Consider the following 25,660-nt stretch of genomic DNA (forward strand, 5'->3'; position numbering starts at 1 on the left):
ATCATGGCCCTATCTCACTACCGTGGGTATCGGTTTGTTCACCGATACGCCGCGTCGGCGCGCGCTCGCATGTCAGAATGAGCCCGGCACCAGCGGATGATCGGGGAGCGGGCCCGTGAGCCGCGGCCTGATCCGTTTTGGCGAGGGCGCACTTGACCGAAGCACGTGACACGCGTCGCCGCGGCGCACACCGCAGACGCCGCCCGTGGCCGGTGTGGGCGTTCCTCCGCAAGCCGTACGCGCTGCCCGTCATCCTCGCCGCGGCGATCGGCCTGATCGCGCACTCCTGGCCGCCCGCGCACAGCGGCACCGGGGCCCCGGTCGCCGACCGCTGGCGCACCTGGCCCGCCGCGCGCATCTTCCCCGCCATGCTGCCGGGCACCAGCCCGTCGGGGGCCGCCGTCCGCTACCGCCTGACCGGGGTCGCCGCGGAGGCCCCCTGCGAGCGGGCGCTGCAACCGGCCGCCGCGCGGGCACTGAACCGGCTCGGCTGCCTGACCACGCTGCGCGCGACCTACGCCGACGGCACGCAGACCTACGTCGCCACGGCGGGGATCGCGGTGCTGTCCGACTCGGCGGCGGACGCGGCCTCGCGGGTCGCGCGGCGGCTCGCCACGCAGCAGTCGGGGCGGCCCCGGCTGCGCCCGCCGTCGGTCCGCCCGGCGGGGTTCGCGGGGGGCGCGGCGGAGGGGTTCGGCGAACGCCAGTACGTCGCGGGCGCGCTGGCCGCCGGGGAGCACCGGTACGTGGTGCTCACCTCGGCGGGTTACGCCGACGGCCGGCCGTACACACCGGGCTCCCCGATCGACGGCCGGCTGCCCCGGCTGGCCCGCGAGCTGGCCGTCACCCTGCACCGGGACCTCACCCGGTGAGCCCGGTGAGCCCGGTGAGCCGCGATGGCCGCCCGCCCCGCGCCCCGGTCGTCCTGGCGGCGGCGCTGTTCGCGCTGCCCGCCCTGGTCGCGGTCGTGCCGGGAGCGCCGGTCCGCGCCGACGACGTCGGCACGGCGGCGCGGGCCAAACAGTGGCCGCTCACCGCGTTACGCGCGGCCGAAGCCTGGCGGCACACCCGCGGCGAGGGCGTACTGGTCGCCGTGCTCGACACGGGCGTCGATCCCCGCCACCCCGACCTCGCGGGCGCGGTCACCGTGGGCCCCGACTTCACCGGCGACCGAGGCGTGTCATCGCGCTACTCCGGCCACCACGGCACCTCGATGGCCAGCCTGATCGCCGGGCGCGGGCACGGCGAGCACGACGCGAGCGGCGTGCTCGGCGTCGCCCCCAAGGCGCGGGTGCTGTCCGTGCGGGTCACCCTGGAGAACGACGACCCGCAGCGCAAACGCCTGGCCGGGCGGAGCACCAACGCGCTGGCCAAGGGCATCCGCTACGCCACCGACCACGGGGCCGACGTGATCAGCATGTCGCTCGGCGGCGGCAGCGGCACCTGGGAGGGTTCGGCCGCCGAAGAGGAGGCCGTCCAGTACGCGATCGACCGAGGCGTGGTCCTGGTCGCCTCCTCCGGCAACGACGGCGCGAACGGCAACAGAAAGAACTTCCCGGCCGCCTACCCCGGGGTGATCGCGGTGGGCGCGGTGGACGAGTCCCTGCGGGTGCCCCGGTTCTCCAACCGGCAGGAGTACCTCTCGGTGGTCGCGCCGGGGGCGCGGATCGTGAGCGCGGACGGCCCCGGCTCCTACGTGGTGGGCGACGGCACCAGTTCGGCGGCGGCCATGGTCGCGGGCGTCGTGTCGCTGGTCCGCGCGCGATACCCGGAGCTGTCCCCGGCGCAGGTGCGCCGGGCGGTGGAGCGCGGGACCGCGCGCCGCCCCGCCACCGGCCACGACGCGGCCTACGGGCACGGCGTGGTCCGCGCGGACCTCGCGCTGGAACAGGCCGAGCGGTACACCAGGCGCCGGGTCACCGCAGGGCTGCTGACGCCGATGGGCAACGGACACGCCCGGGATGCACATAAGCCCGAATTCACGAAAACCCCGGCGAATGCGCAATCTCCGGCGATTCGCCCCGGCGGGCCGCCCGCCGGTCCCGTCTACTTCGGCGGCGGTCCCCCACCGGATGACTCGACGCCCTCGCGGCGGCTCGTCGGGGCGGCGTTGATCCTGGTCAGCGTGCTCCTGGGGGTGAGCATCGCGATACGCGACCGGCGCGGGAGCCGGTCCGCCGGCGGCTGCTGAGCACCCCGCCGGATGGATCTATAGCGGCGGTTGTCAAGGGATGTTGGCGAAGGTGCCCGTATGCCACTATTGGCCCCATGAGCGCGCTCCGCACCGCAGGCGTCCCGGACAGCTCCGCAGTCTTCCACGAGATCCTCGCCGAGCTGGCACGCATCGAACAGGGCGTTTCCTCCGACCCGACCTTCGACGAACGCACCAAGGCCGAAGGTCGTGCCTGGGCGTTCTCGCTGCTGCGCGTGGCGCTCGACACACAGGTCTGGGCGCACCCCCACCGGCCGCGCTTCACCGACATCGTCTGGCCGTACGCCAAGTGGGGCGGCGACAACGCCGACGCCTACTTCTGCTTCACCCCGCTCGACCCCGAGCGCACCTACCTGATCACCGGGCAGCGCGCCGACGCCGCGTACATGTCGCTCACCCTGTACGGCGGGCCCGACGACGGCCGCTACGCCGAACGGATCGTCGCCACCGCCAACGACCGGACCCTGCGCTTCGGCGCGGACGGCTCCTTCGAGCTGATCCTCTCGCCCGACGACCCGCCGCGCGACAGCGCCGCCAACTGGCTGCGCCTCGAATCCGACGTCGTGTGCGCGATCACCCGCGACTACCTCGTGGCCCCGGAAACGAGCCGCCGGGCCACCTGGCGCATCGAGTGCCTGGACGCCCCCGACGACCCGCCCAGGGAGACCGACGCCGACCTCGCCCGGCGGTTCACGGCGGCGCTGACCTGGCTGCGCGAGCAGTCCACGCTGGTACTGCCGCTGGTGGAGGAGAACGACGTCGCCGAGCCCTACCCGGTGCCGACCACGACCTTCGGGTGGGCGGCGGGCGACGCGGCGTACGCGATGGGGTCCTTCGACCTGCGGCAGGGGGAAGCGTTGATCATCGAGGGGCGCTCGCCGGAGTGCGCCTTCTGGAACATGTGCCTGTGGAACCCGTTCCAGCACACGTACGACTACGCGTGGGAGCGGGTGACCATCAACGGGGGGCAGGTGGAGTACGAGCCGGACGGCTCCTGGCGCATCGTGATCTCGGCCACGGACCCGGGCATGCCCAACTGGGTCTCCACGGCCGGCCACGAACGTGGCCGCATCTGGTTCCGCTGGTTCCTCCCCGACCACACCCCCGAACGCCCCCTGACAAAGGTGATCCGCGTTTGATCGCGGTATGGGGATGTCCTCTGGACGCAATGAACGGCTGAGTTAACCGTCAAGTCGGCGCCTTGGGCGCTGGGTGGGGTGCGAGGCTGTCGGGGACATATCGCATCCACCCGGGGACGGTCAGTGATCACACGTACCCCGGGAGAGCTTCGGGGGAAGTAGCAAATGATCCGACGCATTTTCGTCGCGACCGCCATCGTCGGCATGGCCGCGTTCGGCATGGCCGGGGCCGCGTCCGCGGTGGCCCAGGACCCGCTGGGTGACCTGGTCGGCATGGTCACCGGCCTGACCAACGGCAGCGCCCTGGGCGGCGTCGCCGGTGGTGCGGTCGGCGGTGCCACGGGGGCCGCGGCCGGAGCCGCCGGAGCGGCGGGCGCGGCCGGGGCGGCCACCGCCCGCTGATCGCCGGCGCCACTGGCGAACCGAAACGGCTGAGCCCTCCACAAGACCGGCCTGTGGAGGGCTCAGACGCGCCTTGACGGCCCGTGTCAGGCGTGCACGATGTCCTGGCTCTCGGCGAAGTGACAGGCGCTCTCGTGAGCCGTGCCGGCGCGGATCTCCAGCAGCGGCTCCTCCTTCGCGCAGATCTCCTGCGCCTTCCAGCAACGGGTGCGGAAGCGACAGCCCGAGGGCGGGTTCGCCGGGGACGGCGGGTCGCCCTGTAGGATGATCCGCTCCCGATGCTCGCGGCCCTCCGGGTCAGGGACCGGTACGGCGGAGAGCAGCGCCTGCGTGTACGGATGGGCGGGCTTGTCGTAGATCTCGGTGTCCTTGCCGAGTTCGACGAGCTTGCCCAGGTACATCACCGCGACCCGGTCGGAGATGTGGCGCACCACCGACAGGTCGTGGGCGATGAAGATGTACGCCAGGTTGAACTCGTTCTGCAACCGCTCCAGCAGGTTGATCACCTGTGCCTGGATGGACACGTCGAGCGCGGAGACCGGCTCGTCACAGATGATGATCTCCGGCTGCAACGCCAGGCCCCTGGCGATCCCGATGCGCTGCCGCTGGCCGCCGGAGAACTGGTGCGGGTAGCGGTTGATGTGGTCGGGGTTGAGGCCGACCACCTCCAGCAGCTCCTGCACCTTGCGCCGCCGGTCGCCCCTCGGGGCCACGTCGGGGTGGATCTCGTACGGCTCGCCGATGATGTCGCCGACCGTCATTCTCGGGTTGAGCGAGGTGTACGGGTCCTGCATCACCATCTGCACGTTGCGGCGCATCCGCTTGAGCGCGCCGCCCTTGGCGGCGGCCATGTCCACGCCGTTGATCTTCACGCTGCCCGAGGTCGGCCGTTCCAGCGCCATCAGCACCTTGGCCAGCGTGGACTTGCCGCAGCCCGACTCGCCCACGACGCCCAGGGTCTCGCCCCTGTGCAGGTCGAAGGAGACCCCGTCCACGGCCTTGATCTGGCCGATCTGCCGCTTGAAGACGATCCCCTGGGTCAGCGGGAAGTGCTTGACCAGGTCACGGACCTCAAGGACCCGCTCACCCGTGGCTGCCATCGAGGACCTCCCTCCAGTAGTGGCACGCGCTGTTGCGGTCCAGGTTGATCTCGTTCAGCGGGGGGACGTCGGTGACGCAGTTGTCCTGGCGGTACGGGCAGCGCGGGTGGAAGGCGCAGCCCGAGGGCATGTCCAGCAGGTTGGGCGGGAGCCCCTTGATCGCGTAGAGCTCCTGGCCCTTCTGGTCCACGCGGGGGATCGACTCCAGCAGTCCCTTGGTGTAGGGGTGGCCGGGGTTCTTGTAGATGTCGCGTACCGGGGCGTTCTCGACGATGCGCCCGGCGTACATGACGGCGATCTTGTCGGCGACGTCCGCCACCACCCCGAGGTCGTGGGTGATGAGGATCAGGCCCATGTTGCTCTCGCGCTGGAGTTCGGCGAGCAGTTCCATGATCTGAGCCTGCACCGTCACGTCCAGCGCGGTGGTGGGCTCGTCGGCGATCAGCACCTCCGGGTCCAGCGCGATGGACATCGCGATCATGATGCGCTGCCGCATACCGCCGGAGAACTGGTGCGGGTAGTCGCTCACCCGCTGCCTGGCGGCCGGGATGCGGACGCGCTCCATCAGCTCGACGGCCTTCTTCATCCCGTCGCGCTTGGACATGCCGCGGTGTACCCGGAACATCTCGCTGATCTGCCAGCCCACGGTGAAGACCGGGTTGAGCGCGGACAGCGCGTCCTGGAAGATCATCGCGATCCGCTGGCCGCGGATCTGCGCGCGGGCGTCCTCGCTCAGCTTGAGCAGGTCGGTACCGCGGAACTTGATCGAACCATGGGGGATCCTGGCCGGCGGCATGTCGAGGATGCCCATGATCGCCTGAGCGGTCACCGACTTGCCGGACCCGGATTCGCCGAGCACCGCCAGGCTCTCACCGGGCCTGAGCGAGTAGCTCACCCCGTTGACTGCCTTGACCAGCCCTGCCCGGGTGACGAACTCCACATGCAGATCGTCCACCTCAAGCAGCGCGTCGTTGCCCAGCCCTCCCTCGGCGGGCAACACATCGGTGGCGGTTGTCTTCGCGGATTTCACGGATCCCCCTTATCGCAACTTCGGATCGAGCGCGTCGCGGACGGCGTCGCCGAGCATGATGAACGCCAGGACGGTGATGCTGAGGAAGATCGACGGGAAGATCAGCGGGTGCCACGCCTCCAGGAACCGGTCGCGGGCATCGGCGATCATCAGACCCCAGGAGATCTCCGGTGACTGGATGCCGACTCCGAGGTAGGACAGCGCCGCCTCGGCCGCGATGAACCCGCCCAGGTTGATCATCGCGATGACGATCACGGGGGCGAGCGCGTTCGGCAGGATGTGCCGGAACATGATCCGGCCGGCCCCCGCGCCGAGCGCCCGTGCGGCCATGACGTAGTCCTGGTTCTTGGCGGTGATCACCGCCGCCCGCATGATGCGGAACGTCATCGGCCAGGCCAGCACCGACAGCGCCAGCATCACCGTCCACACGTTGCCCCGGCCGAAGATCACCAGGATCAGCAGCGCGCCCAGGATCAGCGGGATGGCGAAGAAGATCTCCGTCGTCCTGGAGAGGATCACGTCGGTCGCCCCGCTGCGGAACCCGGCGATCAGCCCGAGCAGGCCGCCGAACAGGGCGGTGACGATCATCGTGGTCACGCCGACCATGATCGAGACCCGGGCACCGTAGATCGTCTTGGCGAAGACGTCGCAGCCCTGGTTGTCCTGCCCGAACAGGTGGCCCGCGCTGGGGGGCGTGCGGGCGTCGATGAGCTGGCAGGTGGCCGCGTCGTACGGGTTCACCGAAGTGAACAGTTGCGGGAAGATCGCCATGACCAGCAAGATGAAAATCATGATGGCCGAGCCGATGAAGAGCGGCCGGCGACGCAGGTCGTACCACGCGTCGGACCACAGGCTGGCCGGCTTGCCGTCCTTCTTCTTGGTCTTCGGCTGCGCGGACGGCGGCACGCCGGGCTGCGCGGTGTCGGGGGCGGCGGCCGGGGCGACCTGGTCCAGCGCTTCGCGCTGCTGGGTCTCAGGGTCCAGCGGGCCTGCGGGTCGAATGTCACTCATAGCGGATCCTCGGGTCCAGCACAGCGTAGAGCAGGTCGACGACCAGGTTGGCCAGGATGTACACGAGCACCAGGATGGTGACGATGCCGACCACCACCGGTTGTTGTCGCTCGTGTACCGATCTGAACAGCTCTTGCCCGATTCCGGGGATGTTGAAGATCGATTCTGTGATCACCGCGCCGCCCATGAGCGTGCCCAGGTCGGCCCCGAGGAACGTGATCAACGGGATCAGGGCGTTGCGCAGCGCGTGCCGTCCGACCACGCGTCTTCGTGGCATGCCCTTGGCCACGGCCGTTCGCACGTAGTCGGCGCGCAGGTTCTCCACCAGGCTGGTCCGGGTGAGCCGGGTCAGATAGGCGATCGACGAGCCCGCCAGCACGAAGCCGGGGACGACATAGCTGATCCAGCCGTCGGACACACCGGCGATCGGGAAGATCTCGACGCCGGTCCACCTCCTGAGCTGGACACCGAGCAGAAGTTGCAGCACGAAGCCGGTGACCAGGACGGGCACCGAGACGAGGATCAGCGTCGAGGCGAGGATCATGCTGTCGGTGGCCTTGCCGCGGCGCAGCGCCGCCCACAGGCCGAGACCGACGCCGATCAGCGCCTCAAGGACCAGCGCGGTGATCGCCAGGTTGACGGTCACCTGGAACTTCGCCGCGATGATCTCGGATACTTCCACGTTGGCGTAGGTCCGGCCGAGATTGCCCTGGAACACGCCGCTGATGTAGTAGCCGTACTGCACGATAAGCGGGTCGTTCAGGTGATACTGCTCACGCAGCAGAGCGACGACGACCGGATTGCCCCGCTTCTCGCCCGCCAGCGCCGCGATGGGATCACCAGGCAGTGCGAAGACGACAGCGAAAATCAGCAGGGTGGCGCCCAGTAGCACTGGGATCGCCTGGATAAGACGTCTTATGACGTAGCGGCCCACTAAAGCCTCCCATACATGCGCAAAAGGGCAGCCTCGGTACCCAGGGTTTGCGGTGCCAAGCAGACTGCCCTCATGCGATCTTCTCCCGGGCCGGGCGCGGGGTGCGCGCCCGGCTTCGGAGAATCCTTCTAGGCCTTCTCGACGGACTCCCACTCAACCTGGTTGAGCAGGTTAATCTTCACACTCTTGAGGTGCTCTGAATACCCCGCGTTGATCTTGTAGAAGTAGACCGGGACATATGGGAGTTCCTTGTTCAGGACGTCGGCCGCCTGGCGGTAGGCCTCCAGGCCCGCCTCCGGCGTCTCGGCGGTGTCGCCCTTCACCAGCAGGTCGTCGAACTCCTTGCTGGAGTAGCCGGCGTAGTTGGAGCCGGTCTTGGCCGCTTCGGTGGAGAAGATGGGGGTCAGGTAGTTCTCCGGGGACGGGTAGTCGATCGCCCAGCCCATCCGGAACATACCGGTGTACTTCTTGGCGTCCAGCTCGTCGAGGATCGCCTGGAACTTCTCGAACGGCTTGACCGTGACCTCGACGCCCAGGCTGGCCCGCAGGTTGATCGCGACGGCCTCGATCCACTCCTTGTGGCCACCGTCGGCGTTGTAGCCCAGCTCCAGCTTCTTGGGGCCGTTCGCCGCCGTGTAGACCTCCTTGGCCTTGGCGGGGTCGAAGATGCAGACCGTGCAGGCGCCCTGCTTGTAACCCGCGATGGCCGGGTTGATGAAGTCGTCGGCCGGGGCGCGGGTGCCGGAGAAGACCTTCTCGGCGATCGTCTTCCGGTCGATGGCCATCGCGATGGCCTCGCGGACCTTGACGTTCTCGTATTCCTTGTTGTACTTCAGCGGGAAGCCGACGTAGCCGATGCCGGCGTCGGGCTGCTCGATGTAGCGCTCACCGAGGTCGGACTTGGCCGAGGAGATCGAGGAGGCCGCGAGCTGGTCGATGATGTCGAGCTCGCCACCGCGCAGGTCGTTGTACGCCGTCTCGGTGCTAGTGTAGATCTTGAACTGCAGCTTGCTGAATTTCGGCTTCGCACCGGCGAAGGCGTCGTACCTGGTCAGGTCGATCGTCTGGTCGGTGCCCTTGCCGTACGGCTTGTCGATCGAGAACTGCCCCTGCCCGATGGGCTTCTTGGCGAACTCCTCGGTCACCTTGCCGTCGGGGCCGAACGCGGCCTTCGGCAGCGGATAGAACGCGGTATAGCCGAGCATGACCGGGAACTGCGAGAACGGCTTGGACAGCGTCACCTCCAGGGTGGTGTCGTCCACCGCCTTGAGGCCCGACATCTCCTTGGTGGTGGGCGTCTTGCCCTCACCCGGGTTCAGGTCGGCGTAGCCGGCGATCCGGCCGAAGAAGTAGCTGGCCGACTGGAGGTTCTCCTGGTTGGAGGCGAAGTTCCAGGCGTCGACGTAGTTCTGGGCGATCAGTTTCTCGCCGTTGTGCCACGTGTACCCGGGCTTGAGCTTGATCGTCCAGACCTTGTTGTCCTCGGTCTCGATCGACTGGGCGACCTCGTTGACGACTTCCTTGTTCTCGTTGTAGCTCACGAGGGGAGAAAAGAGAGCGGCGAGGACCTCGGCGCCCTCGGTCTCGGTGGTGTCGCTAGGGTAGAACAGCTTCTGCGGCTCGCCGATCTCCATCCGGACGGGAGCGTCGCTTGCGCCTGTGGTGGCTCCGGGCGAGCTGCCGGTGCTCCCGCCGCCACCGCCGCCGCACGCGGCTACCGCGAGGGCGAGCAGCGCGGTACCGGCGATTATTTGTGCGCCCTTGGTCACACGCATTGTGGGTCTTTCCTCCCTCTCAGGTGGGCATGGTTCTGAGCTGCGATGCTCTCCCGGCAGCCAAGGAAAGGGCCTGGTTACCCCCGCCTCGGCCGACACGGTCGAACCCTGCCGACGCCCTGCCAGTCGATCGCTACAATCCCGCACTACTTCTCACCAGGGAGTCTCTGGCGCGTTGCAGTTCGGTCACACGTGCGCCCGCTGGACGTCACACGCATACCACTACGGGCGCTCAAAGAGCCTTAAACAGGCATAAACTCGCCAGAAGTGTACAGACGGGGATCCCCCGTCTTACAGGGGACATGAGCGTCTGTCCAAAATACACATAAGGCCCCGATGCTCGCCTGCTTGCCGACACGGGGCCGTCTCCTGGGCTACGGTTGACCCGGCCGCAGCGCAGCGGATGAACCCGGGGTAACGCTTGCAGATCCTTGCAAATGCCCCGGAACCGTACTCGGAGAGATCACGTCCAACCGTCTGTGCGCGCCCGTCGCTGTACAGAGCACCATCGCAGGCATCCCCATCACCAGGATCCAATAGAGTCCTTGCCATGAGCCAGCCGGAATCCGCGCTCGCGGACGCCCGGGCGGGCGGCCGGAAAGACGGCACCCCTTCCGCCGGGAAGGAGTCGCTGGCCCAGCTCGCCGAGCGATACGGGCTTCGACGTGCCATCGCACGCCCAAGTCTGCCCGTCTACCTGCGCCAGCTTTGGGAGCGCAGGCACTTCGTGCTGACCTACGCCACTTCGCGGAACATCTCGAAGTACAGCAATTCGGCGCTGGGGCAGCTTTGGCAGGTGCTCACGCCGCTGCTCAACGCCGCGATCTACTGGCTGATGTTCGGCCTGATCCTCGGCGCCGCCAAGGGCATGGACAACTACACGGCGTTCCTGATCACCGGAATGTTCGTGTTCACATACACACAGCGGGCCGTCAGCGGCGGCGCCAAGTCGATCTCGGGCAACCTCTCGCTGATCAGGGCGCTGCACTTCCCCCGCGCGGCGCTACCGCTCGCCTACACGGTGCAGGAGCTGCAACAACTCCTGATCTCCATGGGCGTGCTGGCCGTGCTGGTGCTGGTGACCGGAGAGCCGCTGACATGGTCCTGGCTGCTCGTCCCGGTCGCGCTGCTGCTCCAGACGATGTTCAACATCGGCGCCAGCCTGGTCCTCGCGCGCATCGGGGCCTTCGCCCGCGACATGAACCAACTGCTGCCGTTCATCATGCGGACCTGGCTGTACTCGTCGGGCGTGTTCTTCGCGATCGGCGACAAGATCAGGGACGCCGACATCCCCCAGATCTTCGCTGACATTCTCTACATCAACCCCGCCGCCGCGTACATCGAGGTAATGCGCGAGCTGCTGCTCAAGTCGCACACCACCGCCCCACCATGGATCTGGGGGGTCTGCGTATTCTGGGCAGTGTTCGCCCTGCTCGTCGGCTTCTGGTACTTCTGGCGTGCCGAGGAGAGGTACGGCCGTGGCTGAGCTGACCGAGGAGCTGTCACACGTGAAGGCGGAGGAACCAGACGTCCCGTCCAACAAGGACGTCAAGGTCTATCCCAGGGACGAGAAGCCGGCTGGAGGCCCCGAACACTCCGGCACGCCCACCGTCATCGTGGACGACCTCCACATCATCTACCGGGTGTACGGCGCGGCCTCCGACGCCGAACGCGGCAACGCCGCCAACGCGCTGCTCCGCCTCGTCCGCCGCCAGGGCCGCCCCCAGATGCGCGAGGTCCACGCCATCAAGGGCGTGTCCTTCGTGGCCCACCACGGCGACGCCATCGGCGTCATCGGCCGCAACGGCTCCGGCAAGTCCACCCTCCTGCGGGCCATCGCGGGCCTCCTGCCGCCTCACTCCGGCGCGGTCTACACCGACGGCCAGCCGTCCCTCCTGGGCGTCAACGCGGCCCTCATGCGCGACCTCACCGGCGAGCGCAACATCGTGCTCGGGTGCTACGCGATGGGCATGAAGCCCAGCCAGGTCAAGGAGAAGTACGGCGAGATCGTCGACTTCTCCGGCATCGGGGAGTTCGTCCAGTTCCCGATGTCGACGTACTCCTCGGGCATGGGCGCCCGCCTCCGCTTCGCCATCGCCTCGGCCAAGTCCCACGACGTCCTCCTCATCGACGAGGCCCTCGCCACGGGCGACCGCGACTTCAAGCGCAAGAGCCAGGAACGCATCAAGCTGATGCGCCAGGAGGCCGGCACGGTCTTCCTGGTCGCCCACAACCTGGACGTGATCGAGGAGACCTGCAACCGGGTGATCTGGCTCCACAAGGGCAAAATCAAGATGGACGGCCCCCCCAAGGAAGTCCTGGCGGCCTACAACCGCGTTTAATGGCGCGCAGTGTTCATGGCGCTCGCGGAGTGTTCATGGCGCTCGCGGAGTGTTCATGGCGCTCGCTCCGCTCACGCGGGGCTGTGCTTATGGCGCTCGCTCCGCTCACGCGGGGCCCGGGCGCCCTCAAGGTCGCGCAGTGTTCATGGCGTTCGCTTCGCTCACGCGGGGCCCGGGCGCCTTCAAGGTCGCGTCCTCCGCTCCTCGCTCCCTCGTTCGTTCCTCACTCGATCGCTCGTCGCTCCGGACACGACCGCGCCCGGTCCCATGCCTGGTTGCGCTCAGTACGCCCCGGGAGGCCGCTCGCTGCGCTCGCGTGTAAGCCGCGCGACGCTAACGCGTCGCGGTACCCGCCCACTCGCTCGTTCCTCACCCCCTCACCCCTTCGCTCGTCGCTCCGGACACGACCGCGCCCGGTCCCATGCCTGGTTGCCCTCAATACGCCCGGGACCACTCGCGACGCCGGCGCCCCCTCAGTCCGTGGCACCGTCGCGGTGAGGGCGTTCCGGAGAGTACCGACACCACTACCGGTGGGGTGGGAGGTTCGCTTCTGGAGTGGTAGGCGAGCAAGATGGGGACCGTTCATGAAGGACAAGATCCATCGGAGGTAGACCCGTGTCGCAGCGGCCACCGATCCCGTACGACTTTCTTCCCCAGGTCCCCGCGCTGACCGTCGAGAGTGACGACGTACGCGACGGTGAGCGGATGTCGGACGCGCACGTGTTCGACGACTGGGGCTCGACGGGACAGAACATCTCGCCGCACCTGCGCTGGTCCCCCGGGCCGGAGGGCACCAAGAGCTACGCCGTCACCTGCTACGACCCCGACGCACCGACCGGCAGCGGCTTTTGGCACTGGCTGGCGTTCGACATCCCCGCCGACGTGACCGAACTGCCCAGGGGCGCCTCCGGCTCCGTTGCCACCAAGGGGCTGCCGCAGGGGACCGTGGAGAGCCGCAACGACTACAACCGGGCCACGTACGGCGGTGCCGCGCCGCCGCCCGGCTACCCCCACCGTTACCTGTTCGCCGTCCACGCGCTGGGCGTCGAGAAGCTGGGCCTGGACCCGGAAACGCCGCCCGCCGCGGTGGGCTTCAACATCACCGCCAACACGCTGGCCCGCGGCTACATCGCGCCGACCTACGAGACCTGAGGCCACGCCCCGACTTCCTGACATCGTGGTCGGCGTTCCGCTATGATTCCGAACGTTTATTCGATCCGGAGACGCCGTCGATGAGGGGCGCGCGATGAGAGATCTGTCGATCGCGATCGACCACCTGGCAGCCGAAGATCCGGGGGAGATCCCGCACACCCAACTCGCCGAACAGTTACTGGAACTGCACTGGCAGATGGCCCGCCTACAGGCCCAGATCGCCCGCCGCACCGGCGTACGGCGGCCATCATGCGGCCCCCGGGAGTACGCCCACGCCTTGGACTGACCGGCCGAGCGACCCCCGGGCGCGAGCACAGCGAGCGACCCCCGGGCGCGAGCACAGCGAGCGACCCCCGGGCGTACTGAGCGCAACCAGGCATGGGACCGGGCGCGGTCGTGTCCGGAGCGACGAGCGATCGAGTGAGGAACGAACGAGGGAGCGAGGAGCGGAGGACGCGACCTTGAGGGCGCCCGGGCCCCGCGTGAGCGGAGCGAGCGGCATGAACACTGAGCGAACGCCATAAGCACAGCCGGTGGGCTCTGGGGGCCACCGGCTGTGCTGGATGGTTGGGAGGGGGCCCGGGGGCCCTTAGGGGCGGGCTCAGGGGCTTGGGGTGGGGGTCAGGCCGAGAGGCGGGCCGCGCCGAGTGGGGCCGGCTCGTAGGGGAAGCGGTCGGCGAAGGCCGGGGTCAGGTCGGTGAGCCAGGTGGCATGGGGGTCGTAGCGGGCGAAGAAGGGGCGGCCGACGAGTTCGGGGTCGCGGGCCTGGATGAGGTGGAGTACGAAGACCTTCTGGCCGGCGATCTCCGTGACCCCGTCCACGCACACCTTGCCCGGGGTCGCCGACATCGACGGCCCGCGGACCGTACGGCACAGCCCCGAGACACCCGCGTACGCGTCGCGGAAGATCTCGTACGCCCGCGCGAGCGGCACCGCGAAGTAGTCCTGGGGCCCGGTGTCACGCTCGACGAACATGTAGTAGGGGACCATCCCCATGGTGAGGTGACGCCGCCACATGTTCGTCCAGATGGCCGGGTCGTCGTTGATGGAGCGGATCAGCGGCGCCTGGGTGCGGATGACCGCGCCGGTGTCGATGATGCGCCGGACCGCCTCCTGGACCGCCGGGGGCTCGATCTCGCGCGGATGGGAGAAGTGCGCCATGAAGGCGAGGTTCTTGCCGGATTCGACCACCCGCGAGAACAGGCGCAGGGTGTCGTCGGCGTCAGGGTCGGTGAGGTACCGCTGCGGCCAGTAGCCCAGCGACTTCGTCCCGATCCTGATGGATTCGAGCTGTTCGACCTCCAGCAGCGGCTCGACGTAGCGCCGCAGCACCGGCTCGCCCATGATCATGGGGTCGCCGCCGGTGAGCAGGACGCTGGTCACCTCCGGGTGCGCGCGGACGTACTCGACCAGCCGCTCGATGTCGTCGGAGGCCATCTTGAGGTCGGGCTCGCCGACGAACTGCGCCCAGCGGAAGCAGTACGTGCAGTACGCGTGGCAGGTCTGCCCCTGTTTGGGGAAGAAGAGGACGGTCTCGGGGTACTTGTGCTGAAGCCCCTGGATCGACTCCTGACCGACCCGGGGAACGTTGAGCTGGAGCTGCCCGGCGGGATGCGGGTTCAGCTTCATGCGTACGTCGTGCGCGACCGCGGTGATCTCGCTCTTCGCGGCCTCGTCGCGGAGGAGGCCGGCGATCCGGCTGACATCCGCCTCCGGCAGCATGTCGGCCTGCGGGAACACAAGCCGGTAGATCGGATCGTCCGGGATGTCCGACCAGTCGATCAGCTCGTCGACCACGTAGGCGTTCGTCCGGAAGGGCAGCACGGTGGCCACCGCACGGATCCGCAGCCGCTCCTCGTCGTCGAGTCCTGCACGCTGGAGCAGCTCATCCAGGTGCTTGCTGGTGTAGGCACGGAACCCGCGACTACCGTTCTGCTTCAAGATCACTAGGCCCTTCCCTCCCTATTTCCGCCGAGGTCTGTAAACCACTAGGCCGTCTCGTGCGTCCTCTATTTTTCATATACCCCGACGTGGCAACCCCCTCGACTGGTTCCAGGGAGACCAAAGTTTCCTTTGATGTCGTCCCGCCGGGCGGTGCCCTCAGGGCTTTCAGATGATCGCTAAGGTTGCCGTAAAACTTCCTGCTTTCGCGACATATCTCGTTAGTCGTACACTCGTCCCTATGAGCAGTCCCCCGCCCGACAACGTCGATCAACGCGCGTCCGACGCCGAGCGCGACCAAGTCGCCGCGGTCATCGGCGAGGCGCTCGCCACCGGCCGTCTCACCAGTGTTGAGCATGCCGACCGCTTGGAGGCTACCTACTCCGCGATAACAGTCGGCGACCTGGTCGCGATAACTCGGGATCTGCCCGCCCTCAGCGGCTCGCCCTCCGCCGACGTCCTGCACAAACAGCAGGTCGGCGCGGTGTTCAGCAAAGTCGTCCGGGGCGGGAGGTGGGTTCCGGCCCGCCATACCCAAATGCGATCGACCTTCGGCGCGCTCATCGTGGACCTCACCGAGGCCGTACTGCCCGGCCGGGAGATCACCCTGGAGCTGAACGCGTTCTGCGGCAAGCTCATCGTGCGGGTCCCGGCCGACGCGCAGGTGATCGAGGAGGGCGGGGTGCTCTTCGGCAAGCGCCACGTCTCGGCGGGTTCGGGCGGGTCCGGCAACGCCGCGAGCGACACGGGCCCGCTGATCCGGATCACCGGGCGCGCGGTGTTCAGCAAGATCGTGGTCTCCCGGGAGAAGGACTGGCACTTCGGCTGACCACGGGGCGCTGACGGCGGCCCGGCAGGTCCGGCGTACCCGCTGGTAGACGTACTGGACAAGACGCCTACGATGCGGTGAGACGCGATCCGCACGAGGTGACCTTGCCCGAAACCGACCACTCCGGCGAGACCGGCCAATCACACCGACCCGGCAAACCCAGCCAGTCCCGGCAGTCCGTCACGACCGCCGCCTCCGGTAACGCGGCCGGTGAGGGTTCGCCCGGTGCGGCGGAAGACGGCCACCGGCCCGCCGCCGCCCCCCTGCCGATCGCGCTGGACGCCATGGGCGGCGACCACGCCCCGGCGGAGATCGTGGCCGGTGCCGTACAGGCGCTCCGGCAGTATGACGTGCCCGTGGTCCTGGTCGGAGCCCCCCGCGTGTTGTACGAGGCCCTGGCCGAGCACGACGCCGCGCGGCAGATCCCGATCGTGCGGGCCGAAGAGGCCCTGGAGATGAACGCCGGCGCGCTGGCCAGCCTGCGCCGCCCGCGTTCCAGCATCGCCGTGGCCTGCCACCTGGTACGGCGGGGCGACGCCTGCGCCGTGGTGTCCGCCGGTTCGACCGCCGGGATCGTGGCCACCGCCAAGTTGCGGCTGCGCGGCCAGCAGGGCGTACTGCGCCCGGCCATCGCCGTCGTACTCCCCACCGCGCCGCGCCCCACCATCCTGCTCGACGCGGGCGCGAACGCCGAGGTGAAGGCGGAATCACTCGTGCAGTTCGCGCACCTCGGCATCGCCTATGCCGAGACCGGCCTCGGCGTAGCGAACCCCAAGGTGGGCCTGCTCACCATCGGCAGCGAGGCCGAGAAGGGCGACAAACTGGTACGCCGGGCGCACGAACTCCTCGCCGCCGCCCCCGGCATCGACTTCGGCGGCAATGTCGAGGGCCACGACCTGCTCACCGGCGCGGTCGACATCGTGGTCACCGATGGATTCACCGGGAACGTCGCGCTCAAGGCCATCGAGGGCGCGGTCCGGTTCACCTTCGGCGAGCTGCGGGCGAGCTTCGCGGAGAACCGCCTGGCGCGATTCGGCGCGCTGTTCCAGCGCTCCCCCCTGCGCGACCTGCGCGACAGGCTCGACCCGGAGGCGTACGGCGGTGCCGTGCTGCTCGGCCTGAACGGCACGGTCGTCATCGCGCACGGCGCGTCCCGGGCCAACGGAATAGCGTCGGCCTGCGCGCTGGCCGCGCGCCTGGCGGCGGGCGGGACGGTCGCCAAGATCGGCGAGCGCGTCGCCGCGACGCACCGCCCCCACCGCCTGTGGTCGTAGCCTGCGGACACTGGTGATCACGGACGGGAAACCCGGTGAGGATATGGATCGCCAGCCGATACCCTTAGGTGCATGACCGATCCGCAACTCGTCCTGACCGAGCGCGTCCGGCTGGCACTGGCCGACGCCTTCGGGGCGGAGTTCGCCGACGCGGACCCGCTGATCCGGCCCTCGCAGTTCGCCGACTTCCAGGCGAACGTCGCGATGAGCCTGGCCAGGCGACTGCCCGATCGGCCCAAGCCGCGCGATGTCGCCCAGGCCATCGCCGACCGGCTCGGCGACTTCCCCGGCACGGTCGAGGTCAGCGGCCCCGGGTTCCTCAACATCACGCTCAGCGACGCGTGGATCGCCGAGCAGGCGGCCCAGATGTTCGACGACCCGCGCGCCGGCGTTCCCACCACCGCTCCGGCGGCCACCGTCGTGATCGACTACTCCGCGCCCAACGCGGCCAAGGAGATGCACGTCGGCCACCTGCGCACGACGATCGTCGGCGACGCGCTGGCCAGGGTCCACGAGCACCTCGGCAACCGCGTCGTCAGGCAGAACCACCTGGGCGACTGGGGCACGCCGTTCGGCATGCTCATCGAGCACCTGCTCGACATCGGCGAGCCGGCCGCCGTGGCGCAGTTGGAGGCCGGCGAGGGCACCGAGTTCTACCAGGCCGCGCGGCAGAAGTTCGAGGCCGACGAGACGTTCAAGCGGCGGGCCCGCGAGCGCGTCACCACGCTCCAGTCCGGCGACGCCGACACGCTGCGGCTCTGGCACGTGTTCATGAACGCCACGATCCGCTACTTCAACAAGATCTACGCCATGCTCGGCGTCACCCTGACCGACGCCGACATCGCCGGCGAGAGCATGTACAACGACATGCTGGCCAAGACCTGCGCCGACCTTGAGGCGTCGGGGGTCGCGGTGCTGAGCGAGGGCGCGCTGTGCGTGTTCCCGCCCGGCTTCACCGGCAGCGACGACAAGCCGCTGCCGCTGATCATCCGCAAGAGCGACGGCGGGTACGGCTACGCCACCACCGACCTGGCCGCCATCCGCTACCGGGTGCACGACCTGAAGGCCGACCGCATCCTCTACGTCGTCGGCAACGACCAGGCGCTGCACTTCCAGATGGTCTTCGCGGCGGCCCGGATGGCGGGCTGGCTGCCCGACTCGGTCTCGGCCGAGCACATCCAGATCGGCATGATGCTCGGCAAGGACGGCCGGCGGTTCAAGACCCGCTCCGGCGAGTCGGTCAAGCTGAGCGACCTGCTCGACGAGGCGATCGACCGGGCCAGGGCGGCTATCGCCGACCGCGGCTACGACGACGCGGCCCGCGAGGAGATCGCGCGGGCGGTCGGCATCGGCGCGGTGAAGTACGCCGACCTGTCGGTCGGCCACGACAGCGAGTACGTCTTCGACTTCGACCGGATGCTCACGCTGACCGGCAACACCGGGCCGTACATGCAGTACGCGCAGGCGCGGATCAGGTCCATCTTCCGCCGCGGCGGCGTCGATCCGGCGTCCGTCACCGGGCCGATCGTCATCGGCGAGGCGGCGGAGCGGGCGCTGGCGCTGCAACTGCTCGGCTTCCCCGCGGTGGTCGAGCGGGTGGGCGAGGCGGCCGAGCCGCACCGGTTGTGCGCGTTCCTGTTCGACACGGCGACGGCCTTCACCACCTTCTTCGAGAACTGCCCGGTGGTGAAGGAGGGCGTGCCCGCCGACACCCGGGCCTCCCGCCTGGCCCTGTGCGCCCTCACGCTGCGCGTCCTCGAAACCGGCCTCAACCTGCTCGGCGTCCCGGTCCCCGATCGGATGTGAACCCGCGCCCCCGGCCCAGCCGCAGGCCCATCCCCACACCCCCGGCTCCCATCCCGCCGCACCACACCACGGCCACACCGACCGTCCGAGCGGCCTGGTGAGCGGGACGTGGTGGTGGGGGGCCGACCGGATGACACCGGGTGGTCCCGGAAGCGCCTGCTCTGGGCGCGCCTCCGTGGACATGGACACCCCCCGGGTTAGGCTTTGCGCGGTCATTGGAATGTCCGGCATACGACCTCGGCGGGAGTCGCACATGTCCGGGCGATCCCAGCGTCTACGGGGGGTTCCCGCTTGAGCATGGATCTGACCGAGAGCCCCCGTGCCACGACGGAGCTCCAACGCGGCGCCGAGGCACTGCTCGCGCACCTCGCCGCCGGCGGTGCCACGCCCGTGCTCCCGGCCACGTTCGCCGATGTCGACGGCCACTGGCTGCCGCCCGCGATGGAGGCCCTGGTGGCCCTCATGGCGGGCCAGGACGCGCTGGGTCCGCTGGCCAAGGCCGCACAGCGGGACGAACGACGTACCGCGCTCTTCCTGTGCCTCGCGCTCGCGGTGGCCGGGCAGGGTGACCGCATCCACGCGTCCTGGCTCGGCATCGCCTTCGGCGAGCTGTCCGCCGACCGGCCCGTCGCGCACGGCCAGCGGGCGCTGTGGGTCACCGCGGCGCGGGGCGCGTACGGCCCGGCCGGCAAGATCTTCGTACTCCGCAAGCTCGACGCCGTCGATCTCCCCGACCAGACCGACGTGGACGGCTGGCTCGCCGCCCTCATACCGGGCAACCCCGCCGTTGTCATACCGCACTCGCTGGTGGACTATCCCGAGCTCGCCGAGATCCCCGACCTGGCCGTCCCCACCCAGGCCGCCGCCAAGCTGGCGCGGCTGCGCGGCAGGTGCGTGGAGATCACCTCGTCCAAACGGCCCGAGGACAGCGCCTCGCCCCCGCCGCGCAACGGCTCGGGCCGGCCCGTGTCCGCATGGGCCCATGACGAGCCGCTGGCGGTACTGCGCAGCCTGATCGGTTCCGGCGGCCCGGAGGGCCCTATGGGCTCACTGGTCGGCCACCTGCGCGACGATCTCAGCCCCGGCGCGGACCCCGACCTGGCCGCCGCTGCCCTGCACGTGGTCGCGCCCATCGTGCGATCGGTGGCCGAAGACCTGTCCGAGGCGACCCGCAGCGCGCCGCCGACGCGGATCACCGTGCCCATTCTGGGGCACGACATCCTGTTGCTGCCCGAAGGGCCCGATCCGCGCTCGCTGGCCGAGGCCGAGCGGCGCATCACCGAGTCGGGCGTGCCCAAGCGCCGGGGCCCCTGGCCGGGCTACGCCGTGGCGGCGCTGGGCGTCGTTCTGGGCGTGGCGGCGTTCGTCATGTCGATGATGCTTCTGCTGCTCCCGGGCGTGGCGCTCTGCGCGTTCGCGGGTCACCTGCTGTGGCGCGCGCACGGCCAGTCCCGTGCCGACGGCGACTACGTACGCGCCCGGACCACCGAGCTGCGCGAACTGGCCGACGGTGCGGTCTGGGCGATGCACGAGTACGCCCGCGAGGCCGACACCCGCGCCAAGCTGGCCACCGACGACCTCACCGAACTGACCCGCCTCATCCGCCGCGGCCCTCGCGCCGCCTGATCATCACATCGGCGTCGCCCGCCGTATCCGGGCACGGCATGGTGTCCGCACATGCCTGCCGGGCCGGTCTCCCGGCGGCTCAGACCCGCTGACGATCGTGGGACATGCCCGGCCCCCCGGCGAGCATGCCCCGCGGCCGTCCGTCAGACCGCGGAGATCTCGACGTCGGCCGGGGCGAGCAGAAAGACCTTCTCCGCGATGCGCTCGATCTTGCCCTCGCATCCATATGCCAGCCCCGCCGCGAAGTCCACCATCCGGGTGGCCTCCGTCATGGACATGCCGGTCACGTCCATGATCACGGTCTGACCCTCGCGGAAGTGCTTTCCGATGGTGGGCGCGTCGTTGTACTTACGCGGCTGCACCATCACTATGCGGGCGGGCTCTCCCGCCTGCTGCCACCGGCGCGCCGCGCGCTCCGCCGCGGGCATCCACTCCTCGTCCTCGGCGCCCTCGTACTCGTAGGGCTCGTCGTACTGATCAACACCGCCCAGGCCAAGGTAGGTCGCCACCTTGCGCACTGCCCCCATCGGCTCGTCCTTTCCTCGTCAGGCACTCACCGCATTCGGTTCGCCCTGACACATTGGACGCTAACCGATGCCTGGATGTTCGCCATGCGACACGCCCAACACTTTCCTATTTTGTACGGCTGGGTCCCTCAGGGCGATCGGTTATCCACCCCCGATAACCTGACCCCATGCGGATGTTCACCGTAGACGCCTTCACCCGGCAACCGTTCCAGGGTAACCCCGCGGCCGTCTGCCTGCTCGACTTCCCTGCTGACGACACGTGGATGCAGTCGCTCGCGGCGGAGATGAACCTCTCAGAGACGGCGTTCGTGACCGGTCTCGACAGCGGCCTGCCGTATTCGCTGCGCTGGTTCACGCCGGCCGTCGAAGTGGCATTGTGCGGGCACGCGACCCTGGCCACAGCACATGTGCTCTATTCCATCGGAGCGGTCTCTGGGGTGATCGAATTCTCCACCTTGAGCGGAATCCTGACAGTGAGTCAGGGGTCGGACAATATGATCACGATGGATTTCCCGGCCGCGCCGCCCGTGTCAACCGCGCCGCCCGCGGGGCTCGCGGAGGCGCTGGGCGCGGCGCCGGTATGGGCCGGGCGCACCCGGGACGACCTACTTGTCGAGTTGGAGTCGGCATATGCCGTACAGACCCTCACTCCGGATATCGCGGCGCTGCGCGAGGTCGACGCGAGAGGCGTCATCGTCACCGCACGCGCGGCGAATGACGGTGCCGGCCGTACCGGATTTGGTGGTTCCGTCGCAGGTCAGAGTGGGTCGGAGGGGCCGCATTTCGTCTCACGGTTCTTCGCTCCGAGCATCGGTGTGAACGAGGACCCGGTGACGGGGGCGGCGCATTGCGCGCTGGCGCCGTACTGGTCCGCCAAACTGGGCGAGAAGGACCTTATCGGCCGCCAGCTCTCCGCCCGGGGCGGTGTGGTGCATACCAGCCTCCGCGGCGACCGTGTCATACTCGGCGGCCATGCGGTCACGGTCATGACCGCCGAACTGCATTCGACGTCGACCTAATTCGGCAGCAGCCAGATGATCCGGCCGAAGGCCATCATGTGATATGCCGCCGACGCGACTGCGAATCTTACCGCGATCCGCCGCAGACCCGCCCGGTAATAGGCGAATACGCACCAAAGAAGACCGCGAGTTCCAGTAGCGGCCGGACCGGGCGGGGGGTGTCGAAGCCGGTTTCACCCGCCCGCCGAACGCGACGACGGACGACACGCCCGAGCCCGAGGCAAGGTGGTGCATGGAGCCGCTGGAGGATCGCCCGACACCACCTGCAACACGATGGCGACCAGGAGCGGTACCAGCCCCCGGCCTTCCGTACCCGGCCCAGCCGGCGAAGCCGACCAGCACGAACAACTCGGCAACGCCATATGCCCACCCGCCGGATCGTGAGCCGCCACCCCCGAGTGGTAAGCGGGCGGCCAGCCGTTTAGCGGTGCGCAGGGGCCGATGGTACTGAGCGGCAGGCGGGCCTGGCCACGACCGAGAGAACCCCGGTCCAGACGGCGAAGCCAGCGGACCCGAACCGCTCGCCTGCGGGATCAGGAGCCGCCACCACCGAGTGGTAGGCGAGCCCGATCACGGCCGGGTGAACCCCGCACCTGGCGACGTCAGCCAGCACGAACCGTCCGAACCGAAACAGAGGATCGACAACACCAGGTACCCACCCACCGGACCGTGAGCCGCCACCACCGAGTGGTAAGCGGGCATCCAGCCGTATGGCGGCCCGTAGAGGGGCCGATGGTACTGAGCGGTAGGCGGGCCTGGCCACGACCGAGTGAACCCCATCCCCGACGTCCTACGCCAGGCCCAGACGGCGAAGCCGCCCGACGCGAACCACCCGAACCGAAACGGAGCGCCGACAACACCGGGTACTCGCCCACCGGACCGGGGGACGACACCACCGCGTGGCAGGCGAACCCGATCACGACCAAGTGAACCCCGCGCCTCACGAGGTCGGCCAGCACGAACCGCCCGAACCGAAACGGAGGGCCGACAACACCAGATACCCGCCCACCGGACCAGGGGACGACACCACCGAGTGGCAGGCGAACCCGATCACGACCGAGTGAACCCCGCGCCTGGCGACGTCGGCCAGCACGAACCGCCCAAACCGAAATGGAGGGCCGGCAACACTGGGTACTCGCCCACCGGGCCAGGGGACGACACCACCGTGTGGTGGGCGGGCCTGGTCATGGCTGGGTGAGGCCGGCCATGCTCTGGTCAGTGGTGGTCCGGGTGTCGTCGTCGCTCCGCCGGGTCGGGGCCGGGCCCTTCGGCCACAGGTACGAGCCGGGGCGGCGGCGCTCCAGGCGCAGCGCCCCGACCGTGAACCGGCAGACCTGCTCCTTCACCCAGGCGCCGAGGCGGCCGGTGACCACGAACTTCGCCGGGGAGTCGTCGGACTTGACCCATTGGATCACTCCGTCACGCCGGCCCAGGCTGATGCACTGGATGAAGTACCGGAAACGAAACTCGGCTGGGGTCCGTCCGTCGGCCCTGGCGTTGATCACGTCGGCGGCGTGGGCCGCGATCGGCATGCCCACCGCGCACGACATGCGCGAGACGCCCGCGCCCGGGATCTCCACGGCCGCCGCGTCGCCGACGACATAGACGTCGGGGTGCGAAAGCGACCGCATCGTACCGTCCACCCGGGCCCGCCCGCGGGCGTCCACCGCGAGTCCCGCTTCGGCGGCGAGGGCCGGTACGGTGAACGATCCCGCCCAGACGATGACATCGGCGGAGATGTCACCACGATCGGTATGGAGCACCCCCTCATCGACCCAAGTGACCCGCGTATCGGTGTGCATGGTGACGCCGAGCCTGGTCAGCGTCCGCTCGACCCGGGCGCGCCCGCGCGCGGACAGCCCCGCCCCGGCGACCGAACCGGCGACCAGCTCGATCCGGTGGCCCGGGTAGGACTCGGCGAGTTCGGCGGCCAGCTCGATACCGGTCAGCCCGCCACCGACCACCACGACCTTCTCGGCACCACCCTCCAGCCGCTCCCGCAGCTCGACGGCCCGCTCGACGGCGTAGGTGTGCTCGGCCGTACCGGGCAGGCTCAGGTCCGTGTGACTGCCCAGGGCGTAGACCAGCGTGTCATAGCCGAACTCGCGGCCGTCTGCCGTACGCACCTGTTTGGCGGCCAGATCGATGCTCTCCACCCGGGCGGTGACGACGTCGATGCCGGTGCCCTGGGTCAGCTCCGCCAGCGGAACCGTCACACTCGACCGCCCCGCCACGAACTCGTGCAGCCTGATCCGCTGGGTGAACCGGTCCTTCTCACTGATGACGGTGATGTCATGCCGCCGGCCGAGCCGGAGCGCCGCCGTCATGCCTGCATATCCGCCACCGATCACCACGATCTTCATGCCAGCCTCCTGAGTCGCTGTTCACCAGGGGAGACCGGCGGCAGGCCGCAAACGTCTCAGTGAGCTGCGTCACACAGTGAGGTGCCGCAGCTTCTCCGGATTGCGCACGACGTCCACCCGGGTGATGCGGCCCTCCGCGACGGTGAACGCCAGCACGGAGTCCACCGCCCCCGCCGCGTCCAGCACCACCACGCCCGGCGCGCCGTTCACCTCGCGGAACTCCGCGGACATGCCCGTGTACCAGCGCTCCACCATCCCCAGGACCAGCCTGGCGACCTTCTCCGCACCGGCGACCGGGGTGATCGCCGCGGTGACCCTGCCGCCACCGTCCGCCGTCCACACGACGTCGGGGTCCAGCGCGGCCACCAGGCCGGGCAGGTCGCCACTGGTGGCCGCCGCCGCGAACGCGGCCACCACCTTGAGGTGCGCCGACCGCTCCGGCGTACGCCGCGGCCCGTACTCCCGCACCCGCACCCGGGCCCTGGACGCGAGCTGCCTGACCGCCCCCGTACTGCGGCCGACGATGTCGGCGATCTCGTCGAACGGCACATCGAAGACATCGTGCAGCACGAACGACGTGCGCTCGGCCGGCGTGAGCCGTTCCAGGACAGCCAGCAGCGCGAGGCTGATCGAATCGTCCATCGTGGCCCGGTCCTCCGGGCCCAGCTCCTCGACCACAGGCTCGGGCAACCACTGCCCGATGTAGGACTCTCGCCGGGAACGGGCGGAGGTGAGCTGGTCGTAGCAGACCCGGCTGACCATCGTCGTCAGATAGGCCCGCACGTCCTCGACGGCGTCCTGGTCCGCGCGCTGCCAGCGCAGCCAGGTCTCCTGCATGGCGTCATCGGCGTCGGCCACGGTGCCGAGAATCCTGTACGCGACGCCCCACAGATGCCGGCGGTGGGTCTCGAAAAGCTCCACGATGTGCAAACCCTAGGCGATGCCTCGCGGGGGTGGTAGCGACGGGTCCGCGTCTGGGCACGCAAAAGAGGAGGCCCCCATCGCCCGGCACGGAGTCGAAAATCCGTGCCCAGCGACAAGGGCCTCCTCGTTATTCAATGATTGTGCGGCAGCGACCTACTCTCCCACACCGTCCCCAGTGCAGTACCATCAGCGCAGGCAGGCTTAACTTCCGGGTTCGGAATGTAACCGGGTGTCTCCCCACCGCCATAACCACC

22 protein-coding genes and 1 rRNA gene are annotated in these 25,660 nt (G+C 69.2%); 13 read left to right on the top strand and 10 right to left on the bottom strand.

The window, feature by feature from the left end:
* Positions 1 to 152: 152 nt before the first annotated feature.
* The 4 genes from ACH34R_RS41870 (at position 153) to ACH34R_RS41885 (ending at position 3,753) form a co-directional block, all read left to right on the top strand.
* The gene (locus tag ACH34R_RS41870; protein ID WP_397567177.1) at positions 153 to 872 is read left to right on the top strand and encodes a hypothetical protein; all 720 of its coding nucleotides are present in this window, start codon (positions 153 to 155) and stop codon (positions 870 to 872) included.
* A gap of 14 nt (positions 873 to 886) precedes the next feature.
* Positions 887 to 2,191, top strand: a complete 1,305-nt coding sequence (locus ACH34R_RS41875; protein WP_397567178.1) for a S8 family peptidase — start codon at positions 887 to 889, stop codon at positions 2,189 to 2,191.
* 77 nt (positions 2,192 to 2,268) lie between these two features.
* Complete coding sequence (locus tag ACH34R_RS41880; protein ID WP_111168657.1) at positions 2,269 to 3,351, top strand: DUF1214 domain-containing protein; 1,083 nt, start codon at positions 2,269 to 2,271, stop codon at positions 3,349 to 3,351.
* Between the two features lie 165 nt (positions 3,352 to 3,516).
* Positions 3,517 to 3,753, top strand: coding sequence for a hypothetical protein (locus ACH34R_RS41885; RefSeq protein WP_397567179.1), 237 nt, complete (start codon positions 3,517 to 3,519; stop codon positions 3,751 to 3,753).
* Between the two features lie 86 nt (positions 3,754 to 3,839).
* Here ACH34R_RS41885 and ACH34R_RS41890 read toward each other — a convergent pair whose 3' ends face one another.
* The 5 genes from ACH34R_RS41890 to ACH34R_RS41910 form a co-directional block, all read right to left on the bottom strand.
* Positions 3,840 to 4,853 (bottom strand): ABC transporter ATP-binding protein, encoded by a 1,014-nt coding sequence (locus ACH34R_RS41890; RefSeq protein WP_397567180.1) that lies wholly within the window; start codon positions 4,851 to 4,853, stop codon positions 3,840 to 3,842.
* Positions 4,837 to 5,883: an ABC transporter ATP-binding protein gene (locus tag ACH34R_RS41895; protein WP_397567181.1), complete on the bottom strand. Its 1,047-nt coding sequence runs from the start codon at positions 5,881 to 5,883 to the stop codon at positions 4,837 to 4,839. Before ACH34R_RS41895 ends, ACH34R_RS41890 begins: the two co-directional genes overlap by 17 nt.
* Before the next feature lie 9 nt (positions 5,884 to 5,892).
* Positions 5,893 to 6,894: an ABC transporter permease gene (locus tag ACH34R_RS41900; protein WP_397567182.1), complete on the bottom strand. Its 1,002-nt coding sequence runs from the start codon at positions 6,892 to 6,894 to the stop codon at positions 5,893 to 5,895.
* On the bottom strand, positions 6,887 to 7,828 hold the full coding sequence (locus tag ACH34R_RS41905) for an ABC transporter permease (RefSeq protein ID WP_397567183.1): 942 nt from the start codon (positions 7,826 to 7,828) through the stop codon (positions 6,887 to 6,889). Before ACH34R_RS41905 ends, ACH34R_RS41900 begins: the two co-directional genes overlap by 8 nt.
* A 128-nt stretch (positions 7,829 to 7,956) precedes the next feature.
* Positions 7,957 to 9,603 carry an ABC transporter substrate-binding protein gene (locus ACH34R_RS41910; protein ID WP_397567184.1) on the bottom strand — a complete coding sequence of 549 codons (1,647 nt, stop codon included), beginning with the start codon at positions 9,601 to 9,603 and terminating at the stop codon, positions 7,957 to 7,959.
* Between the two features lie 550 nt (positions 9,604 to 10,153).
* On the opposite strand from ACH34R_RS41910, the gene ACH34R_RS41915 reads away from it, so the two are divergent.
* The 4 genes from ACH34R_RS41915 to ACH34R_RS41930 all read left to right on the top strand — a co-directional run bounded on the left by ACH34R_RS41915 (position 10,154) and on the right by ACH34R_RS41930 (position 13,383).
* A complete protein-coding gene (locus ACH34R_RS41915; RefSeq protein WP_397567185.1) occupies positions 10,154 to 11,089 on the top strand; it encodes an ABC transporter permease in 936 nt (311 codons plus the stop codon).
* The gene (locus ACH34R_RS41920; protein WP_397567186.1) at positions 11,082 to 11,945 is read left to right on the top strand and encodes an ABC transporter ATP-binding protein; all 864 of its coding nucleotides are present in this window, start codon (positions 11,082 to 11,084) and stop codon (positions 11,943 to 11,945) included. Before ACH34R_RS41915 ends, ACH34R_RS41920 begins: the two co-directional genes overlap by 8 nt.
* Positions 11,946 to 12,560: 615 nt before the next feature.
* The gene (locus tag ACH34R_RS41925) at positions 12,561 to 13,097 is read left to right on the top strand and encodes a YbhB/YbcL family Raf kinase inhibitor-like protein (RefSeq protein ID WP_397567187.1); all 537 of its coding nucleotides are present in this window, start codon (positions 12,561 to 12,563) and stop codon (positions 13,095 to 13,097) included.
* Positions 13,098 to 13,191: 94 nt separating this feature from the next.
* On the top strand, positions 13,192 to 13,383 hold the full coding sequence (locus tag ACH34R_RS41930; protein ID WP_111172144.1) for a hypothetical protein: 192 nt from the start codon (positions 13,192 to 13,194) through the stop codon (positions 13,381 to 13,383).
* A gap of 335 nt (positions 13,384 to 13,718) precedes the next feature.
* On the opposite strand, the gene ACH34R_RS41935 is transcribed toward ACH34R_RS41930, so the two are convergent.
* Positions 13,719 to 15,044, bottom strand: a complete 1,326-nt coding sequence (locus ACH34R_RS41935) for a KamA family radical SAM protein (protein WP_397567188.1) — start codon at positions 15,042 to 15,044, stop codon at positions 13,719 to 13,721.
* A 235-nt stretch (positions 15,045 to 15,279) separates the two neighbouring features.
* Between ACH34R_RS41935 and ACH34R_RS41940 the strand changes: the two genes are divergently transcribed.
* The 4 genes from ACH34R_RS41940 to ACH34R_RS41955 all read left to right on the top strand — a co-directional run bounded on the left by ACH34R_RS41940 (position 15,280) and on the right by ACH34R_RS41955 (position 20,573).
* Complete coding sequence (locus ACH34R_RS41940) at positions 15,280 to 15,867, top strand: DUF1707 domain-containing protein (protein ID WP_397567189.1); 588 nt, start codon at positions 15,280 to 15,282, stop codon at positions 15,865 to 15,867.
* A 284-nt stretch (positions 15,868 to 16,151) separates the two neighbouring features.
* Complete coding sequence (gene plsX, locus ACH34R_RS41945; RefSeq protein WP_397567196.1) at positions 16,152 to 17,141, top strand: phosphate acyltransferase PlsX; 990 nt, start codon at positions 16,152 to 16,154, stop codon at positions 17,139 to 17,141.
* A gap of 72 nt (positions 17,142 to 17,213) precedes the next feature.
* A complete protein-coding gene (gene argS / locus ACH34R_RS41950; protein ID WP_397567190.1) occupies positions 17,214 to 18,947 on the top strand; it encodes an arginine--tRNA ligase in 1,734 nt (577 codons plus the stop codon).
* A gap of 297 nt (positions 18,948 to 19,244) precedes the next feature.
* On the top strand, positions 19,245 to 20,573 hold the full coding sequence (locus ACH34R_RS41955; protein ID WP_397567197.1) for a hypothetical protein: 1,329 nt from the start codon (positions 19,245 to 19,247) through the stop codon (positions 20,571 to 20,573).
* A gap of 143 nt (positions 20,574 to 20,716) precedes the next feature.
* Here ACH34R_RS41955 and ACH34R_RS41960 read toward each other — a convergent pair whose 3' ends face one another.
* Entirely contained in the window at positions 20,717 to 21,100 is a 384-nt protein-coding gene (locus ACH34R_RS41960; protein WP_397567191.1) for a cell division protein SepF, read from the bottom strand.
* A 167-nt stretch (positions 21,101 to 21,267) separates the two neighbouring features.
* Here ACH34R_RS41960 and ACH34R_RS41965 point away from each other — a divergent pair, with 167 nt between their 5' ends.
* Positions 21,268 to 22,119: a PhzF family phenazine biosynthesis protein gene (locus tag ACH34R_RS41965; RefSeq protein WP_397567192.1), complete on the top strand. Its 852-nt coding sequence runs from the start codon at positions 21,268 to 21,270 to the stop codon at positions 22,117 to 22,119.
* 1,184 nt (positions 22,120 to 23,303) lie between these two features.
* Here the strand turns inward: ACH34R_RS41965 and ACH34R_RS41970 are convergent.
* From ACH34R_RS41970 to rrf, 3 genes are all read right to left on the bottom strand, one after another.
* Positions 23,304 to 24,482, bottom strand: coding sequence for an NAD(P)/FAD-dependent oxidoreductase (locus ACH34R_RS41970; RefSeq protein ID WP_397567193.1), 1,179 nt, complete (start codon positions 24,480 to 24,482; stop codon positions 23,304 to 23,306).
* A gap of 69 nt (positions 24,483 to 24,551) precedes the next feature.
* A complete protein-coding gene (gene sigJ, locus ACH34R_RS41975) occupies positions 24,552 to 25,403 on the bottom strand; it encodes an RNA polymerase sigma factor SigJ (RefSeq protein WP_397567194.1) in 852 nt (283 codons plus the stop codon).
* A gap of 143 nt (positions 25,404 to 25,546) precedes the next feature.
* Positions 25,547 to 25,660, bottom strand: a 5S ribosomal RNA gene (gene rrf / locus ACH34R_RS41980); the annotation flags it as partial.

The sequence above is a fragment of the Spongiactinospora sp. 9N601 genome (assembly GCF_044326295.1).
Classification (GTDB): domain Bacteria; phylum Actinomycetota; class Actinomycetes; order Streptosporangiales; family Streptosporangiaceae; genus Spongiactinospora; species Spongiactinospora gelatinilytica.

What these genes read in the sequence shown, in the direction of transcription:
- ACH34R_RS41880 (WP_111168657.1), top strand. Translation starts at nt 2,269, where the DNA reads ATGAGCGCGCTCCGCACCGCAGGCGTCCCGGACAGCTCCGCAGTCTTC.
- ACH34R_RS41885 (WP_397567179.1), top strand. Translation starts at nt 3,517, where the DNA reads ATGATCCGACGCATTTTCGTCGCGACCGCCATCGTCGGCATGGCCGCG.
- ACH34R_RS41890 (WP_397567180.1), bottom strand. Translation starts at nt 4,853, where the DNA reads ATGGCAGCCACGGGTGAGCGGGTCCTTGAGGTCCGTGACCTGGTCAAG.
- ACH34R_RS41900 (WP_397567182.1), bottom strand. Translation starts at nt 6,894, where the DNA reads ATGAGTGACATTCGACCCGCAGGCCCGCTGGACCCTGAGACCCAGCAG.
- ACH34R_RS41910 (WP_397567184.1), bottom strand. Translation starts at nt 9,603, where the DNA reads ATGCGTGTGACCAAGGGCGCACAAATAATCGCCGGTACCGCGCTGCTC.
- ACH34R_RS41915 (WP_397567185.1), top strand. Translation starts at nt 10,154, where the DNA reads ATGAGCCAGCCGGAATCCGCGCTCGCGGACGCCCGGGCGGGCGGCCGG.
- ACH34R_RS41930 (WP_111172144.1), top strand. Translation starts at nt 13,192, where the DNA reads ATGAGAGATCTGTCGATCGCGATCGACCACCTGGCAGCCGAAGATCCG.
- ACH34R_RS41940 (WP_397567189.1), top strand. Translation starts at nt 15,280, where the DNA reads ATGAGCAGTCCCCCGCCCGACAACGTCGATCAACGCGCGTCCGACGCC.
- plsX (WP_397567196.1), top strand. Translation starts at nt 16,152, where the DNA reads ATGGGCGGCGACCACGCCCCGGCGGAGATCGTGGCCGGTGCCGTACAG.
- argS (WP_397567190.1), top strand. Translation starts at nt 17,214, where the DNA reads ATGACCGATCCGCAACTCGTCCTGACCGAGCGCGTCCGGCTGGCACTG.
- ACH34R_RS41955 (WP_397567197.1), top strand. Translation starts at nt 19,245, where the DNA reads ATGGATCTGACCGAGAGCCCCCGTGCCACGACGGAGCTCCAACGCGGC.
- ACH34R_RS41960 (WP_397567191.1), bottom strand. Translation starts at nt 21,100, where the DNA reads ATGGGGGCAGTGCGCAAGGTGGCGACCTACCTTGGCCTGGGCGGTGTT.
- ACH34R_RS41965 (WP_397567192.1), top strand. Translation starts at nt 21,268, where the DNA reads ATGCGGATGTTCACCGTAGACGCCTTCACCCGGCAACCGTTCCAGGGT.
- ACH34R_RS41970 (WP_397567193.1), bottom strand. Translation starts at nt 24,482, where the DNA reads ATGAAGATCGTGGTGATCGGTGGCGGATATGCAGGCATGACGGCGGCG.